Source organism: Nostoc sp. (genome assembly GCF_036917195.1).
Lineage (GTDB): Bacteria > Cyanobacteriota > Cyanobacteriia > Cyanobacteriales > Nostocaceae > Nostoc.
On record NZ_JBALDG010000046.1, the window covers coordinates 1 to 14,800 of the forward strand.

Genomic DNA, 14,800 nt, shown 5'->3' on the forward strand with positions numbered 1-14,800 from the left:
TAGGGTGCTTGTTATTACAGGCATCCCTTTATTTTTTGCACAACAACTACAAGCATGATCGCTCTCTTTTAGTCTAAAGTCCAGTTGAAAGGCTTCGTATCTTGTTACCTAAGACATCACAAATTGCCATAGGGTATCAAATCCAAGGTGATGTTGATTTACTAGAAGATGATGGTAGCGATCCGACAGAAGTCTGTATATTCGATTTTGGTGAGTGGTTTGTAGTCGAATTCTTTCGTGGAAGAGGTAGTGAGACGCGCCTGTTTCCGAAAAATTCCAGAAATGAGCAAATCCTCTTTGGTGAATCCATTCTTTCAGTCAAGCGGATTCGCTGTCTGGGTGGCGATAAGCACGATCATGAATTTCTTTGGCAGATATTTTCCCGCATCTGGCTTGCAAATAATGGAATTTTGACTAATCCAGATACCCAGTGTTCCAGAAACCCTACAGCAGATCAATTGCAACAGCGAGAAAACAGGCTTGAGCGGTAGAAAAGAGAAATTGAACGTCTAGAAGGGGAAGCTAGAGCCTACGTGTGATGTTAGAAATAGTATTTGAACGCGATGTACAACTTCATACTCTCACCTTTCTCGCTACACCATTTTAGTCTTGCCACACCACTACTTAAGATTTATCATTTCGCTTTGAAATAGCACAGTTACTTATGCTGTTGACTGTTGAGATTAAATGTTAACCGTCAACAGTCAATAACCAACACGAAAAGATGTGCTGCGTATGTGCCATAGCTTATCACTAGTACATGTTAATACTATATTCTTTTTTTACTTTATACACTGTATAAATGCTAAAATCCTCAAGTAGACAGTTAGGATACCTAGATGCCAGTTGTAGCTAACTCAATTAAGTTTGGTACAGACGGCTGGCGGGGCGTTATTGGTGACGAGTTCACCTTTGAACGCCTAGCCCTGGTCGCGCCAGTTGCCGCAAAAGTATTATATGATACATACTTTTCTACGGTGGGTAGCCGGACAATAATTGTCGGTTACGATCGCCGATTCATGGCCGAAGATTTTGCTCGTGCTGTTGCCGATACTGTCACTGCTGTCGGCTTTGATGTCCTACTGAGCGAAACCTTTGCCCCAACCCCAGCTTATAGTTGGGCAGCAAAACAACTCAATGCTTTAGGAGCGTTGGTAATTACAGCCAGCCATAATCCTGGGTCATATTTAGGATTAAAAGTCAAGGGTTTTTTTGGTGGGTCGGTACCGCCAGAAGTCACAAAAGAGATAGAAGCGCAGTTGTCGGTGGGAGTCCCACTAGCAGCTACCCCAGGTAAGCAAGAGAAATTCGATCCCTGGCCTAGTTATACAGAAGCACTAGAAGGTAAAGTTGATATCGCCAAACTTCGAGAAGCGATCGCATCTGGTAAATTAACGTTATTTGCCGATGTCATGCATGGCGCTGCGGCTGGCGGATTGGCGAAACTACTAGGCAATCAGGTCAAAGAAATCAACAGCGAACGCGACCCCCTATTTGGTGGCGGTGCGCCGGAACCCTTGCCAAAATACCTTTCAAAGTTATTTGAAGTCATCAAGACTCACCGAGAAACCGATAAATCAGGTTTAACAGTGGGGTTAGTATTTGATGGAGACTGCGATCGGATTGCAGCAGTGGATGGAGAAGCTAACTTCTTAAGTTCCCAAGTATTGATCCCGATATTAATCGACCACTTAACGTTAAGGCGCGGCTTTAGTGGTGAAATAGTCAAAACTGTTAGTGGTTCTGACTTGATGCCTCTTGTAGCAGCACAACATAACCTGTCAGTATTTGAGACAGCAGTTGGTTATAAATACATTGCTGACAGAATGTTAGCAGCAAAAGTGTTGCTGGGCGGCGAAGAGTCGGGAGGAATCGGCTATGGCAGCCATATTCCCGAACGCGATGCACTGCTGTCAGCATTGTACGTTCTAGAAGCGATCGTAGAATCTGGTTTGGATTTAGGTGAATATTATCGCCACTTGCAGAAACAAACAGGGTTTAGTTCAGCATACGATCGCATTGATTTACCCTTAGCAAGTATGGAAGTGCGATCGCGCCTTTTGCAACAACTACAAACCCAACCCTTAACGGAAATTGCAGGGTTAGCAGTGATTGATTGCCAAACAATTGACGGCTACAAATACCGCCTTGCTGATAAAAGCTGGTTAATGATTCGGTTTAGCGGTACTGAGCCAGTTTTACGCTTGTACTGCGAAGCCCCGACAATTGAGCAAGTGCATCAAACTCTTGCTTGGGCGAAACAGTGGGCAGAGTAAAATTAGTGAGGAGTTGAGAGTTAGGAGTTATTAATTCTTAGCTCCTAACTCATCATTCCTAACTAATAATTCGTAATTCATGACATTACTCGTAGTAGCTACAGGAAATCCCGGTAAGTTGCGGGAAATGCAAGCTTACCTGGAAAATTCTGGTTGGGAATTAACCCTCAAACCTGAAGAATTGGAAATTGAAGAGACGGGCGAAACCTTTGCCGCCAACGCTTGTCTGAAAGCGTCACAAATTGCTAAAGCCACAGGAAACTGGGCAATTGCTGATGATTCGGGCTTGCAAGTAGATGCCCTAAATGGTGCACCAGGAGTGTATTCTGCACGTTATGCCAAAACCGACTCAGAACGGATTGCTAGGGTATTGAGGGAATTAGGTAACGAAGTCAATCGGCAGGCTCAATTTATTTGTGCAGTAGCGATCGCTCGTCCTGATGGTGCGATCGTATTACAATCTGAAGGTATTTGTCGCGGCGAAATTCTCCATGCACCTCGTGGTAATGATGGTTTCGGTTACGATCCAATTTTTTATGTGCAAGAGTTGCAATTGACCTTTGCTGAGATGACACGGGAATTGAAGGGGTCAATTAGCCATCGAGGCAAGGCTTTTGCTACTTTACTTCCCCAACTAGACACAGTGCTTATTCCTGAGTCCTGAGTCAGGGAGAATATAAGTCACCATTTGGCTTTACTCATTTTAAATTGACTTCAAAATAATTATGTGGGAATTGAAAAATTGGATGCACTAGAGAGATGGGAAGCAAACACATAGGCTTAACCTCCTGTTAATATGGTTTTACCTTGCTTGATTATGGGGAAATACAATAATTTTAAAAATGCTGGAAATTTTGACCAATTTTCTAAAAAATCAAGCAAGTTTAGTGACAATTTTAATAGTATAAAAATTTAAATATGGTGAAGCTAGCATTGTTAATTGGAGTAAGTGAGTATGAGTCTGGTTTAGCTCCTTTAGCTGCTGCCACTAAGGATGTGGAGGCAATGCAGCAAGTATTGGGAGATCCAGAAATTGGTGGTTTTGATGAAGTAAAACTTCTAATAAATCCTGAGCGACAGGCGATAGAGGAAGCAATCTTTTCTTTGTTTGCAAATTGTGAAAAAGATGACCTTGTATTGCTGTATTTCTCTGGACATGGAATTAAAGATGATAGCGGTAATCTTTATTTAGCAAGCTGTAATACTCGCAAAGAGCAAGAAAAATTGGTTCACCCAACTGCGATAGCAGCAAGTTATGTACAGAACACGATGAGTGATAGTCGTTCTAGACGACAGGTGGTGATTGTTGATTGTTGCTTTAGTGGTGCTTTCAGCCAAGGAATGAAAGTTAAAGATGACGGTTCCGTACCTATTAAGCAACAATTAGGTGGAGAAGGACGAGCTATTCTTACCTCTTCAACTTCAACTCAGTATTCTTTTGAACATCCAGGATTTGAACTTTCTCTTTATACACATTTTTTAATTGAGGGTCTGAAAACAGGCGTAGCAGATTTAGATAGTGATGGTAATATTTCCATTGATGAACTACATACATATGCTAGCCAGAAAGTTCAAGAAACTGCTCCTGGAAAAATGAAACCTGAATTTTATCCAGTCAAAGATGGGTACAAAATTTTACTAGCTAAAGTACGTATTAATGACCCAAAGTTGGAGTATCGTAAAGTAGTTGAACGTTATGTTATAAACGGCGAATTTCCTAAATTTACAAGTAAGCTACTAGATTTAAAGAAGAATGATTTAAAAATAAGTTTTTTGGAAGCAAGAATAATTGAAAATGAAGTTATTAAGCCTTACCGAGAATACAACGCCAAATTAAAAGAATATCAAGAAATGCTATCAGAAGCAATTCAGCATTTTTATCCTTTAGATAAATCGATTATTAATGATTTTAAGTTAATTGAACAAGACTTGGGACTTCGAGAAAAAGATGCAGTCAAAATCCAACAAAAAATTATTGCTAAACGGGAAGCAGGATTTTTAATATCTTTGGCTATTAGCATTTTGGATAAGCTTGGATTTGACCAATATTTTATCAAAAGTAAAGGTATATCTCCTGCATATGTAGCTTATAAATTCAAGCAACCTAGTGAAGCCAATGAATTTTATCAACTTGTTTTACTTCAGCGAAATGATGGTCTAGATATTTATATTCTTAAAGAGATTTTGAATATTGGTTTATTAAAAATAGAATCTTGGGAATATAACGAATTTACCGAAGAAGTAGAGGCTTTTACAAAAGGTGTTTTTTGGATATTACCCAGTAAAATTGATATCTTTTTAGATTCACTTCACCCTGTGTATGCAGATTTATTTAAAGGTAAAGTAAAAGGTGATTGTTTGCTGAATCGATTTTACCACGATGAATATGGAAGTGGAGAATGCACTGAGCCTAAATTTTCCTTAGTTGAATTTCCATTTGAGATAATGAGTAACAGAAGAGATAGCTATTTGGTAGTTAGTGACAATGAACTTTTTACCAATACTTGGAAAATATCTATCAGATCCAGTAAAGTCCTGGAAGAGGTTATTGATTATTTATTCCAGCAAATGACGATACAAAATTTATTACAGCCACTTTCCAGTCCTATTGCTAACACTGAAAATCCACCTATAAGTAGTAGTTGAACGAATAATGTATGCCAAGGAATCTCATTGAAGCCCGACCCTGTAACCAGATTGCATAGCATTAGTATGTGAAAATATAAACCATAAGACAAAAAGCGCAACTAAGTAAAAAACTTTCGTTGCTGTTTCTTACTTTGTTTGTGTCCATTTTAAACTCAATAAAAGGCGTTGCTGATTTAAGAAATGAAAGACTATCTCAAAGTTAACATTTTCGATATATTTCATCCTACTATTCAGCAAGGCCCACCATACTGGTACTCAGTATTTAGTACTTAAACTGCTTCTGTGTTCTTTTCTCCGGTACGAATCCGAATCACCTGTTCAACAGGCGAGATGAAAATTTTACCATCGCCGATTTCACCAGTGCGGGCAGCGGCAATAATTTTGTCCACCACCATATCAACCTGATTGTCGTCAACTACGATTTCCACTTTGAGTTTTTGGAGAAACTCAACCGTGTACTCAGAACCGCGATACCGTTCAGTTTGGCCTTTCTGCCGTCCGAACCCCCGGACTTCAGAAACAGTCATGCCAACGATACCAGCGTTAACTAAGGCAATTTTCACCTCATCTAGCTTAAATGGGCGGATAATAGCTTCTACTTTTTTCATCTTCTTGACTCCTGACTTTTACTAGCTTCGTTTATATATCTAACCAGATCCGCTGTCTGAAGCTGTAACTAGCAGTGCTTTTCCTAAAACATATGTAATAATTACCACTTTTTTAAAGTGTAGATGCTTTGCCTAGGGTTTGGGACATGAGAAGCGGCAGGGATTTATTAATTGGATAATCTTTGAGGTTTTAACATAAAGAAGTTGCTGTCAAGTTAGCATTTTTTATAGCTTTTATAACCTAAAAATAAATAAATTCCGTCATTTAGCAGATATACTCAGATATTTAGAGAGTGATTGCAGAGAAATTGCTCGGTAGCCCGAAACCATGCTGCTGCTAACTGTGGGAGTGTCAACTAACGTTTCTGATGTTCAAACAAGGGACGCACAACGAAATATCCAGCACTAAAGGCAGTAAGCATGATTAACAAGATGGTGATAATTAACCACCAGCCATTGAGTCCCTTGGCATCTGGCTCAGTAGTGGAATAATAACTTACTTGTTGCTCTTCTATAAAAATTGGTTCTGGGATCGGGAAATTTCTTTCTATTACAGGTGTAGAAAAGTTTTGGCGGCGACTTTTTTCGGGTGGGGCTTTGGGGACAGGTGGAGATGGGCGAGAAACTTGCTGAGGTGGACGCGCTTGGGTTACTGGCTGTTTGGCACCACTTTTCACGTAGCCAGGAGCTTGGGGGACTTGATGATAACTAGGCGTAGCATGGGAATCCACAAACTTTTGCAGGTGAGAAAAAGACTCAACAACTTTGGCAATTTCTTGGCGTAGTAGTTGATTTTCTTGTACTAATTGCTGATTTTTGGTGGTGAGTGCATCTAGCCTCGCCTGTGTTGCTTGCAACTCTGTTGACAATTCCCGGTATACAGATAATGGTACAGAGGCAGGGTAGGCTTGAGTAGTCGGTGTTGGCGAATTTCTGTGAACAGAACCTATGGTTGTTCGCATCGGGGGCTTGGTATTAAAAATCAAGGTAATTAGATCGTACAGAGATGCTAACAAAGATAGTCAGCCCTGAAACTATGCCCAAGAATAATAGAAAAATGCCGAAAGGGCAAAAATTTCTTATTTACATTTTGGATATGGTCAGTAGTCAATAGTCAATAGTCAGTCAACAGCTTGATAACTAACCACGAGGTTAATTTTGCAACAATGGGAAGAAGTGTCCTACAGGGCCTTGCCCTTCGCCAATATCTAGGGCGTAAGTGAGTGCAGTAGTCACATACTCCTTTGCCTGTTGCACCGCTTGCCACAAGTCTTTTCCCTTAGCCAGATTAGCAGCGATCGCAGCCGATAGTGTACAACCAGTGCCGTGGGTATTTTTTGTCTCTACTTGCTGGCAAGTCAAAACTTCCAACTTGTCCCCATCAAACCAGATATCAACACCACGCATATCTCCCTGCATACCTCCGCCCTTGACTAAAACAGCCTTCGTTCGTAAAGTCTTGTGAATAATTTCAGCTGCGGCTTGCATATCCTCCAAGGAATTAATTTGTATACCGCTTAAAATCTGGGCTTCGTAGCGATTCGGTGTGATTATAACCGCCTTGGGAATCAGGGCATGGCAAAGAGTCTTCACAGCATCATCATCAATCAATTGTGCCCCCGTACGTGACACCATTACTGGATCAACTACTAGATTATCGATTTGTAAAGCTTCCACCTGCTGGGCAACAGCAAAGATAATTTCCTGATTGAGCAACATTCCCGTTTTGGCAGCTTGTACGCCAATATCCTCAACTACTGCCTGAATTTGCGCCACAACAGCCTCTGTTGGCATGGCATCAACCCTGCTCACTCCTAGAGTGTTTTGTGCCGTGACGCAGGTTATAGCGCTAGTACCGTGGACACAGTGAAAAGCAAAGGTGCGTAAATCAGCTTGAATTCCTGCGCCGCCACCGCTATCTGAGCCAGCAATGGTTAAAGCAACGGGTATTCTGGAGCTTATTTCAGTGTTCATAGTTATGAAGATTAAGTAAGTTGGCGCAATAAAACCAAAATATCTCAAAGATTGATGAACTAGGCTAAAACCCTCTTCCTTCCAGCCTGCTTCCTGATCGCAACCACAAAAATTTACGACAACCTGACTTGAAAGTGCTGTTAGCGGTAGCGGGGCGTTTGGTAAAGAAGGCATCGCTTATTTAAAAATTTTTAGAGAAACTTCATCAAATCCTCCCATAAAGCGCTCTCCACTCCCATATCACTCTGGAAATTAACAGGACTCCACCAGGACATCTCCATAATTTTTTAGTCTTTTTTGTAAAAAAAATAACTAGATTCAGAATATTCACTGATTTAGTTGGCTTATACAAAGGTTAAGTTTAATACATGAGTTCACAAGGCTCAATTACACCGTGTACAACAAGTTCAACTAAGTTGTTACATTAGTTCCCTTAAGTTAAAGGGTAAACCTACTAAGGTTTCAACCAATTCAACTTTGACCACTCAAAAAACGCAGAGATGACAGGAAATATCTTTGGCTTTGCGCTGCCTTGTCTGCGTGCAAATTGTCCGATCACCCTCAATAAAACACTGACGATTGATGGTATCGACATCCCTAGTTTAACCATCACCGGTTGACAGGAGAAAAAATTTTCAGTTTTACAACAGCTTTTTTACAACCGATGCGATTTCAAGTCGCGATCGGACAACTGTGACTGTCCTGAATAGTCCAGACAGATAACCCATTCAAATAACTACTTAGCAAGTGAGTTTGTTGCTGAGAGTGTACTACCAATTGCCCTTACATATATTCGGAGTAAACCTATGGCTGGCAAAACATACTACGTTTCTGGAACAGGCGATGATAAAAAAAATAATGGCTTCAAGGAAGGAGCCGCATTTCGCACCCTCCAAAAAGCCGCAGACTTAGTGCAGGCAGGTGATACCGTCTACGTCATGAATGGTACTTACACCTCATCTTATGCAAATATCCTGAGTATTGGAAATAAGCAGGGTAGGGCTGATGCACCGATCACATTTATTGCATATCCTGGACACACACCTGTTATAGAAGCACACAGCAACAATTGGAATGCTATATCAATTACAGGCTCTTCATACGTAGTAATTGATGGCTTAACATTGGTAGGAGCACGAGATGAAATTACAAAAGAATATGCGCTCCAAGAAAAAGAGAATTTGAATAACCCAGCAACAGCTGGTAGTGGTATTAGTATTAACAAGAGTAGTTCAACTCAACGCTCACACCATATCACACTTATTAATAACAAGATTTCTAAGTTTCCAGGAGGCGGGATTGGTGCAGGAGAAGCTGATTATATTACAATAAAAAACAATATCGTTTCTGGAACCTCTTGGTATTCACCCTACGGAACTCAAGGAATCACATTAGGGCATCTTTGGAACTCAGATAATAATGTAAAAGATTACAAAGTAATTGTCCAAGGAAATACTTCTTTTGATAATAAACAATTAGTCCCTTGGTATCAAGCAGGAAAAATAACTGAGGGTCATGGAATAATGCTTGACACTTCTTATATTGGAAATGTTGCATACCAGGGAAAAGCCTTAATCAGCAACAACTTAATTTACAACAATGGTGGGGCAGCTATTCAGATTTTCAAAGGAGAAAACCCTGTAGATATTGTAAATAATACAACTTACCACAACTCACGAATAATCCGAGGCGGAGAAATTTTTCTTAACGGTGCTAAAAATGTTCGGGTCTATAACAATATTATGTATGCAAGCACAGGAGAGTCTACCGCTTCCATCAATTCTTCTACTAATGTTTCATTTAACAATAACCTTGCTTACAACGGAGCATTTACTGCCCCAGGATCAGGAAATATTTTAAACAAAGACCCGTTGTTTGTTGATCCAGCAAATGGTGACTTTCGGCTCAAACTTGGAAGTCCTGCGATTGATACTGGTTCCAATGCCTTTAATAGCATCATTAAAACTATTCCCCTGGATGGCGATGGTAATGGCATTGTAGGGACTGATATTGGTGCATATGAAGCCGCCCGCAGTACCATCGCTACTCCAGAAATTCAAGTTCTCAATGGCACAGTTGATATTGCAGATGAGAGCACCAACGCCATTGACTTTGGCGACACCACTGTTGGTAACACCCTGACCAAAACCTTTACTATTAAGAACACTGGTGTAGCCACACTCAACCTGAGTAATCTCAATCTTCCCAACGGATTTAGTTTGGTGGGAACTCTTCCAGATAGCGTGGCTGTTAATGCTTCCACCACCATATCGGTGGCACTCAATAGCACTACACCTGGCACCTATAGTGGCAACTTCAGTTTAAACAACAACGATAGTAACGAAAGCCCCTTTGACTTTGCTATTAGTGGCACAATTAAACCCGCTCCTGCTCCAGAAATTCAAGTTCTCAATGGCATATTTAACATTCCAGATGGTAACACCAGCGCCATTAACTTTGGCTACACCACTGCTGGTAACACCTTGACCAAAACCTTTACTATTAAGAACATCGGTACAGCCGCACTCAACTTGAGTAATCTCAAACTTCCTGACGGATTTAGTTTGGTGGGAACTCTTGCAGATAGCGTGGCTGTTAATGCTTCCACCACCATATCGGTGGCACTCAATACCGTTAAAGTCGGTAGCTATGGTGGTAGCCTCAGTTTAGACAACAACGATAGTGACGAAAGCCCCTTTGACTTTGCTATTAAGGGTACAGTTGGACCTGCTGCTGCCATAAAGGGTACTTCAGGAAATGACCAACTTTCCGGAGGTGACCCAGACGATCAGATTTGGGGAGAAAATGGTAATGACCGACTTTACGGCAATGCTGGCAATGACTTGCTTTATGGCGATAACGGTAACGATACCCTTTTTGGCGGTCTTGGCGATGACCAACTCTACGGGCGTGCAGGCAACGACTGGCTTTACGGTGGTAAAGGCAATGATGTGCTGACTGGGGGGTATGATAATGACACCTTTGTATTAGCTTCTGGTGAGGGCACGGACTCCATTACTGACTTTGAACTGGGTAAGGACAAGATTGCGTTGTCAGGTGGTCTCCAGTTTGGTCAATTGTTGATACAAAAACAAGGAAGTCAAACTTTCATTGTGGATAGTTCTGACAATCAAGTGTTGGCGAAGTTGGATGGGGTTAGTGCAACAACGCTCTTAGCTCAGGCTTCTACGACTTTTATAACTATTTAATTGTGTTTTCCAATGACCAAGCTTCGTCACAGCAGGTATAAGTGTGTAGGGAAATAACTAGAGAGAAAAGATTTGATATTGAGCACTTAAATTGATAGAATCGGGCTTCTCTTCACTTTAATCCTTGTCAAGGTGACCGCAACTTTTATTTACTTAAAGAGACAGATTTACCCCTCGATATCGCAGATATGACGATAGTGACAGCCACTCAAACTGCCACCACCCATGAGCGCACACATGGCACTCCATAACAATACAAGTTTTTCATCAATAATCGCTCCACTACAAACGCTCATTTCCCTTCAAGTCTTTTACCACAAGAACAGTAGAAGCCCTACACTCCGTTTAGTAGGTGTGGGGACGGCAAACGAGAGCAACTTTTACCCGTCTACAGTTCAGAATAAATATTGAGCCATGACTGATATTCATTCTGGGCTGTTTTGGTTGTTGATATATTCCTTAAGCTTTGATATTGTCTACACTACTGCAACTAGCGACACAAACAAATATAAAAACATCCCATTGCAAAGGGACAAGGTGGAAAAGGCGAAGAAGTTGCGATAATTTATTTTTTGCAGTTCCCAAATAACTACTGATTTTGTTGTGATCGCAAGTCTTCTAATACCCCCTGTAAAAACTTACCCCATTCCGCCGCCAAAGGGATTTCTGTAAATGGAACGCGCACTGAGTTAGTAGATTCGGAAAATAGAAATTCTAACTCTATAGAACGACCTTTATTGGGTATATCTTCCACATCAACTGATTTGTCATCTACTAAAAGGTGGATTTTTTTGACATCAAGCAAAGAGAATGTTTCTAGTTTAATAAGCCCTTTAGGCGTGGGTTTTCCCCAAGTTAGATTGTTGCCTTTTTGACCTAATACAGCATAAATATCGTACTTAGCCCGTTCAAATTGCTCTGCCCAAGTGCGATAGGCTTCAACTTTTTGATACTCTTTCGAGCCTTCCCATGTCAACCAGAAAAATATTACTAATAGAGGCAACCACAAAAGACCACGTTCCATCGGTTAAAAAAGTCCTGAGTAATGAAGTGAAACTTGTAACTAAAAGTGCAAAATCCACCCATAAAGGATGGAGATAAGCTATGGTAGTGAGCAAACTGGCAAAAAGCGGTGATGAGTTAATATGAGAAAACTTATATTATTGTGCTTGTTTGTCATTGGGCTGGGATCTGCCATATTTGGTTTCCTGAATTTCCAGGGAATGGCAACTAAAGGAGAGTTTGAGACGATTTTGCTTGATTTTCGGGAAGATATTCCATCACTTGTGGTGGAACAGAATCTGCAAGCGATCGCCAAACAATACAACGTTACACCCCAATTAGACAACAAGTTTTCCAAAAAAGATAATGTGTATATTGTCAAAGGCGATCGCCAGCGACTCCAAGAACTGAAAAAATCTCAATTTGCCCAAGCTACAGAATTTATTGAGCCAAATTACATTTATAGAAAGATTCCACAACCAGGTAAAGCAGCTTGGTTAGGAGAATTTTTGAGACCCCAAGATGATGATGAGACAAGCCCCTCATTAACTGGCCCCAATGACCAATATTACAGCAAGCAGTGGAACTTGCACCAAATTGGTATTGAAGGCGCATGGAGTCAAACTAAAGGCAGTGGCATCACAGTTGCAGTAATTGACACCGGGATTACTAAGGTGCGGGACTTATATGAGACAAAATTCGTCAAAGGCTATGATTTTGTTAACGACCGAGAAGAAGCCAAAGACGATAACGGCCACGGCACTCATGTTGCTGGAACTATTGCCCAAGCTACAAATAACAAATATGGCGTAGCTGGAATTGCCTATGAAGCCAGTCTGATGCCCTTAAAGGTGCTGAGTTCATATGGTGGCGGTACTGTTGCCGATATTGCCGAAGCAATTAAATTTGCTGCTGATAAAGGCGCAGATGTAATTAATATGAGCTTGGGTGGTAGCGGTGAAAGCAAGTTGATGAAAGAAGCGATCAAGTATGCCCATAGAAAAGGTGTAGTTATCATTGCCGCGGCGGGGAATGAAAATACCAATGGGGCAAGCTATCCAGCCCGCTATCCCTATGTCATCGGCGTTTCCGGAATTGGCCCAGATGGGGAAAAAGCACCCTATTCTAACTTTGGTGCTGGGGTAGATATCTCTGCTCCTGGTGGCAGTGAAGCTGGTAAAATTCTCCAAGAAACTATTGATGAAAACGGCGAAGGAGTATTTCTTGGCTTCCAGGGTACAAGCATGGCTTCCCCACACGTTGCAGGTGTTGCGGCATTAATCAAAGCTGCTGGCATCAAAGAACCAGATGAAGTTTTAAAAGTCCTCAAGCAGTCGGCGCGAGTTATCCAGGATGATGGTTTGAACTATTATGGCGCTGGACAACTCAATGCAGAAGCAGCAGTCAAACTAGCCTTTGCGGGGCAAATCAGTTTCCCAGATTTCTTCCGGTGGTTACGCGATAACGGCTATCTTAACCCCGGCTTTTGGATTGATGGTGGTGCGATCGCACTCTTACCCAAGATTTTAATGGTAGTTGGTTCCTATCTACTGGCTTGGTTTTTACGGGTTTACTTCCCCTTCACTTGGAGTTGGTCTTTATCTAGTGGCTTAATTGCTGGCAGTTCTGGGTTATTCTTCCTCAAGGGAATCTATATTTTTGACCTTCCCCAGTGGCCTTTCCGGGTTTTGGGCAGTTCAATTCCGGAACTAGGCAATACCTTCCAGGGAACTAATGCGTTCAATCCCCTGTTTGCCAGCGTACTGATTCCCATTGTCTTAATGGCATTGCTGTTGGGACATCCTAGTTGGAAATGGTTTGCCATTGGTTCAACCTTAGGTGTCGCAGCCTGCTTAACGGTAAGTGCGTTTTTCGATCCAGCTGTTTGGGGTTTGGGAAGTGGTCACTTAGCACGTCTTTTCCTCATCACCAATGCCGTAATCTGTTATGGACTTGCTCGTTTAGCATTGAAAAACGAAGAAAAAATAGCATAGAAGGGGACAGACGCGATTAATCGCGTCTTTACTCCTAACTCTTAATTTCCTATTCCCCCACTCAGCACTGTTTATGAGCATTACACTTACAGGTACAATTCAACGCCGTGATATTGGCACAGGCGCATGGGCTTTAGTCACAGAAGAGGGCGTTACTTACGAAATCCTTAAAGGGGCAGACAAAGACTTACTCAAAGCTGGACAAAAAGCAAAAGTTAAAGGACAGGTGCGTGAAGATATTATGACAACTGCGATGATTGGATCTGTCTTGGAGGTAAAATCTTTTGAGGTAATTAGTTCTGATTAGCTGTGGAATTCAGAACCTCTTGAAGACGGCTTCTAAACTCCCCTTTGGGATGACCTCCTTTTACCTCACCCACAATCAGAAATTCTCCTTCTGGAGAATTGCAGATGATGTAAGTAGGCCATCCCATTTCTGATTTATCAGGATACTGAGTTAATAAAATCTTGCGATACTTGCGGTAAGCAGTCGTATCCTGCATTTTCACATCGATAAATTCTAAACCCAGTTCTTCAGCCACCTTTTTGTCATAAAAAGACATTTTGTGGCAAATGCCGCACTCTTCTGAAGAGAACTTAATTACAGCTAAACTCATGGGTTGGCGACTCTTAGGTTTTAGGGAGGCTATTTTAGCATAATGCTATGAAATATTACCATATAGCTGGTCATTAGTGTCAACTTAAGGCTGAAATCCTCATTTAATATCTTTTCTTCCTTCCTTGCTTTTAATAGAGAAGGCAATTTTTTGGGAGGCAGAGCCTCCAGTACCGCATTCCCAGGCTGAACCTGGGAACGAGAAATATACAAATGTAGTCGGCGATGAAGCTCTGATTCTGAAGTTGAAAGCAGTGATTGCTGGCAGACAAACAGTTAAACGCAAAAATATAGAAAAAAAATTAAGAATGTGATTAAATATCATAGCAATCATTTTGATGTGGCATCTCTAGCTCACAATAAAAAGAAAGCGATTCAGGGATTGAGTAAGCAGCTTATGCTCTATCCTGGCAACAGGATGATACTCAAGGTCTACCAGTAGTAGCAACAAGAGTAGTGGTGCATTTCAGTT

General features: G+C 41.3%; 12 protein-coding genes and 1 pseudogene. 7 read left to right on the forward strand and 6 right to left on the reverse strand.

Annotated elements, in window-relative coordinates; genetic code table 11:
- Window positions 1-95: 95 nt before the first annotated feature.
- The 4 genes and pseudogenes from V7K40_RS15035 to V7K40_RS15050 form a co-directional block, all read left to right on the forward strand.
- Window positions 96-491 (forward strand): annotated as a pseudogene (locus V7K40_RS15035) (EH signature domain-containing protein); the annotation flags it as partial.
- A 348-nt stretch (window positions 492-839) separates the two neighbouring features.
- Entirely contained in the window at window positions 840-2,276 is a 1,437-nt protein-coding gene (locus V7K40_RS15040; protein ID WP_334960871.1) for a phosphoglucomutase/phosphomannomutase family protein, read from the forward strand.
- Window positions 2,277-2,355: 79 nt separating this feature from the next.
- Window positions 2,356-2,940 carry an RdgB/HAM1 family non-canonical purine NTP pyrophosphatase gene (rdgB, locus tag V7K40_RS15045; protein WP_334960873.1) on the forward strand — a complete coding sequence of 195 codons (585 nt, stop codon included), beginning with the start codon at window positions 2,356-2,358 and terminating at the stop codon, window positions 2,938-2,940.
- Between the two features lie 254 nt (window positions 2,941-3,194).
- Complete coding sequence (locus tag V7K40_RS15050) at window positions 3,195-4,922, forward strand: caspase family protein (protein ID WP_334960875.1); 1,728 nt, start codon at window positions 3,195-3,197, stop codon at window positions 4,920-4,922.
- 272 nt (window positions 4,923-5,194) lie between these two features.
- On the opposite strand, the gene V7K40_RS15055 is transcribed toward V7K40_RS15050, so the two are convergent.
- The 3 genes from V7K40_RS15055 to thiD all read right to left on the reverse strand — a co-directional run bounded on the left by V7K40_RS15055 (window position 5,195) and on the right by thiD (window position 7,507).
- The gene (locus tag V7K40_RS15055; RefSeq protein WP_012410794.1) at window positions 5,195-5,533 is read right to left on the reverse strand and encodes a P-II family nitrogen regulator; all 339 of its coding nucleotides are present in this window, start codon (window positions 5,531-5,533) and stop codon (window positions 5,195-5,197) included.
- A 356-nt stretch (window positions 5,534-5,889) separates the two neighbouring features.
- Entirely contained in the window at window positions 5,890-6,495 is a 606-nt protein-coding gene (locus V7K40_RS15060; protein ID WP_334960877.1) for a hypothetical protein, read from the reverse strand.
- 190 nt (window positions 6,496-6,685) lie between these two features.
- A complete protein-coding gene (thiD, locus tag V7K40_RS15065; RefSeq protein ID WP_334960921.1) occupies window positions 6,686-7,507 on the reverse strand; it encodes a bifunctional hydroxymethylpyrimidine kinase/phosphomethylpyrimidine kinase in 822 nt (273 codons plus the stop codon).
- Between the two features lie 806 nt (window positions 7,508-8,313).
- On the opposite strand from thiD, the gene V7K40_RS15070 reads away from it, so the two are divergent.
- Complete coding sequence (locus tag V7K40_RS15070) at window positions 8,314-10,716, forward strand: choice-of-anchor D domain-containing protein (protein ID WP_334960879.1); 2,403 nt, start codon at window positions 8,314-8,316, stop codon at window positions 10,714-10,716.
- Between the two features lie 167 nt (window positions 10,717-10,883).
- Here V7K40_RS15070 and V7K40_RS15075 read toward each other — a convergent pair whose 3' ends face one another.
- Window positions 10,884-11,012: a hypothetical protein gene (locus tag V7K40_RS15075; RefSeq protein ID WP_334960880.1), complete on the reverse strand. Its 129-nt coding sequence runs from the start codon at window positions 11,010-11,012 to the stop codon at window positions 10,884-10,886.
- Window positions 11,013-11,305: 293 nt separating this feature from the next.
- A complete protein-coding gene (locus V7K40_RS15080; RefSeq protein ID WP_334960882.1) occupies window positions 11,306-11,740 on the reverse strand; it encodes a hypothetical protein in 435 nt (144 codons plus the stop codon).
- 121 nt (window positions 11,741-11,861) lie between these two features.
- Here V7K40_RS15080 and V7K40_RS15085 point away from each other — a divergent pair, with 121 nt between their 5' ends.
- Window positions 11,862-13,712, forward strand: coding sequence for a S8 family peptidase (locus V7K40_RS15085; protein WP_334960883.1), 1,851 nt, complete (start codon window positions 11,862-11,864; stop codon window positions 13,710-13,712).
- A gap of 73 nt (window positions 13,713-13,785) precedes the next feature.
- Complete coding sequence (locus V7K40_RS15090; RefSeq protein WP_334722637.1) at window positions 13,786-14,019, forward strand: hypothetical protein; 234 nt, start codon at window positions 13,786-13,788, stop codon at window positions 14,017-14,019.
- Here the strand turns inward: V7K40_RS15090 and V7K40_RS15095 are convergent.
- Window positions 14,006-14,329, reverse strand: coding sequence for a thioredoxin family protein (locus tag V7K40_RS15095; protein WP_273769266.1), 324 nt, complete (start codon window positions 14,327-14,329; stop codon window positions 14,006-14,008). The genes V7K40_RS15090 and V7K40_RS15095 overlap by 14 nt on opposite strands.
- Between the last annotated feature and the right edge of the window lie 471 nt (window positions 14,330-14,800).

Coding starts and splice junctions, on each gene's coding strand:
- V7K40_RS15040 (WP_334960871.1), top strand. CDS start 840: ATGCCAGTTGTAGCTAACTCAATTAAGTTTGGTACAGACGGCTGGCGG.
- rdgB (WP_334960873.1), top strand. CDS start 2,356: ATGACATTACTCGTAGTAGCTACAGGAAATCCCGGTAAGTTGCGGGAA.
- V7K40_RS15050 (WP_334960875.1), top strand. CDS start 3,195: ATGGTGAAGCTAGCATTGTTAATTGGAGTAAGTGAGTATGAGTCTGGT.
- V7K40_RS15055 (WP_012410794.1), bottom strand. CDS start 5,533: ATGAAAAAAGTAGAAGCTATTATCCGCCCATTTAAGCTAGATGAGGTG.
- V7K40_RS15060 (WP_334960877.1), bottom strand. CDS start 6,495: ATGCGAACAACCATAGGTTCTGTTCACAGAAATTCGCCAACACCGACT.
- thiD (WP_334960921.1), bottom strand. CDS start 7,507: ATGAACACTGAAATAAGCTCCAGAATACCCGTTGCTTTAACCATTGCT.
- V7K40_RS15070 (WP_334960879.1), top strand. CDS start 8,314: ATGGCTGGCAAAACATACTACGTTTCTGGAACAGGCGATGATAAAAAA.
- V7K40_RS15075 (WP_334960880.1), bottom strand. CDS start 11,012: ATGAGCGTTTGTAGTGGAGCGATTATTGATGAAAAACTTGTATTGTTA.
- V7K40_RS15080 (WP_334960882.1), bottom strand. CDS start 11,740: ATGGAACGTGGTCTTTTGTGGTTGCCTCTATTAGTAATATTTTTCTGG.
- V7K40_RS15085 (WP_334960883.1), top strand. CDS start 11,862: ATGAGAAAACTTATATTATTGTGCTTGTTTGTCATTGGGCTGGGATCT.
- V7K40_RS15090 (WP_334722637.1), top strand. CDS start 13,786: ATGAGCATTACACTTACAGGTACAATTCAACGCCGTGATATTGGCACA.
- V7K40_RS15095 (WP_273769266.1), bottom strand. CDS start 14,329: ATGAGTTTAGCTGTAATTAAGTTCTCTTCAGAAGAGTGCGGCATTTGC.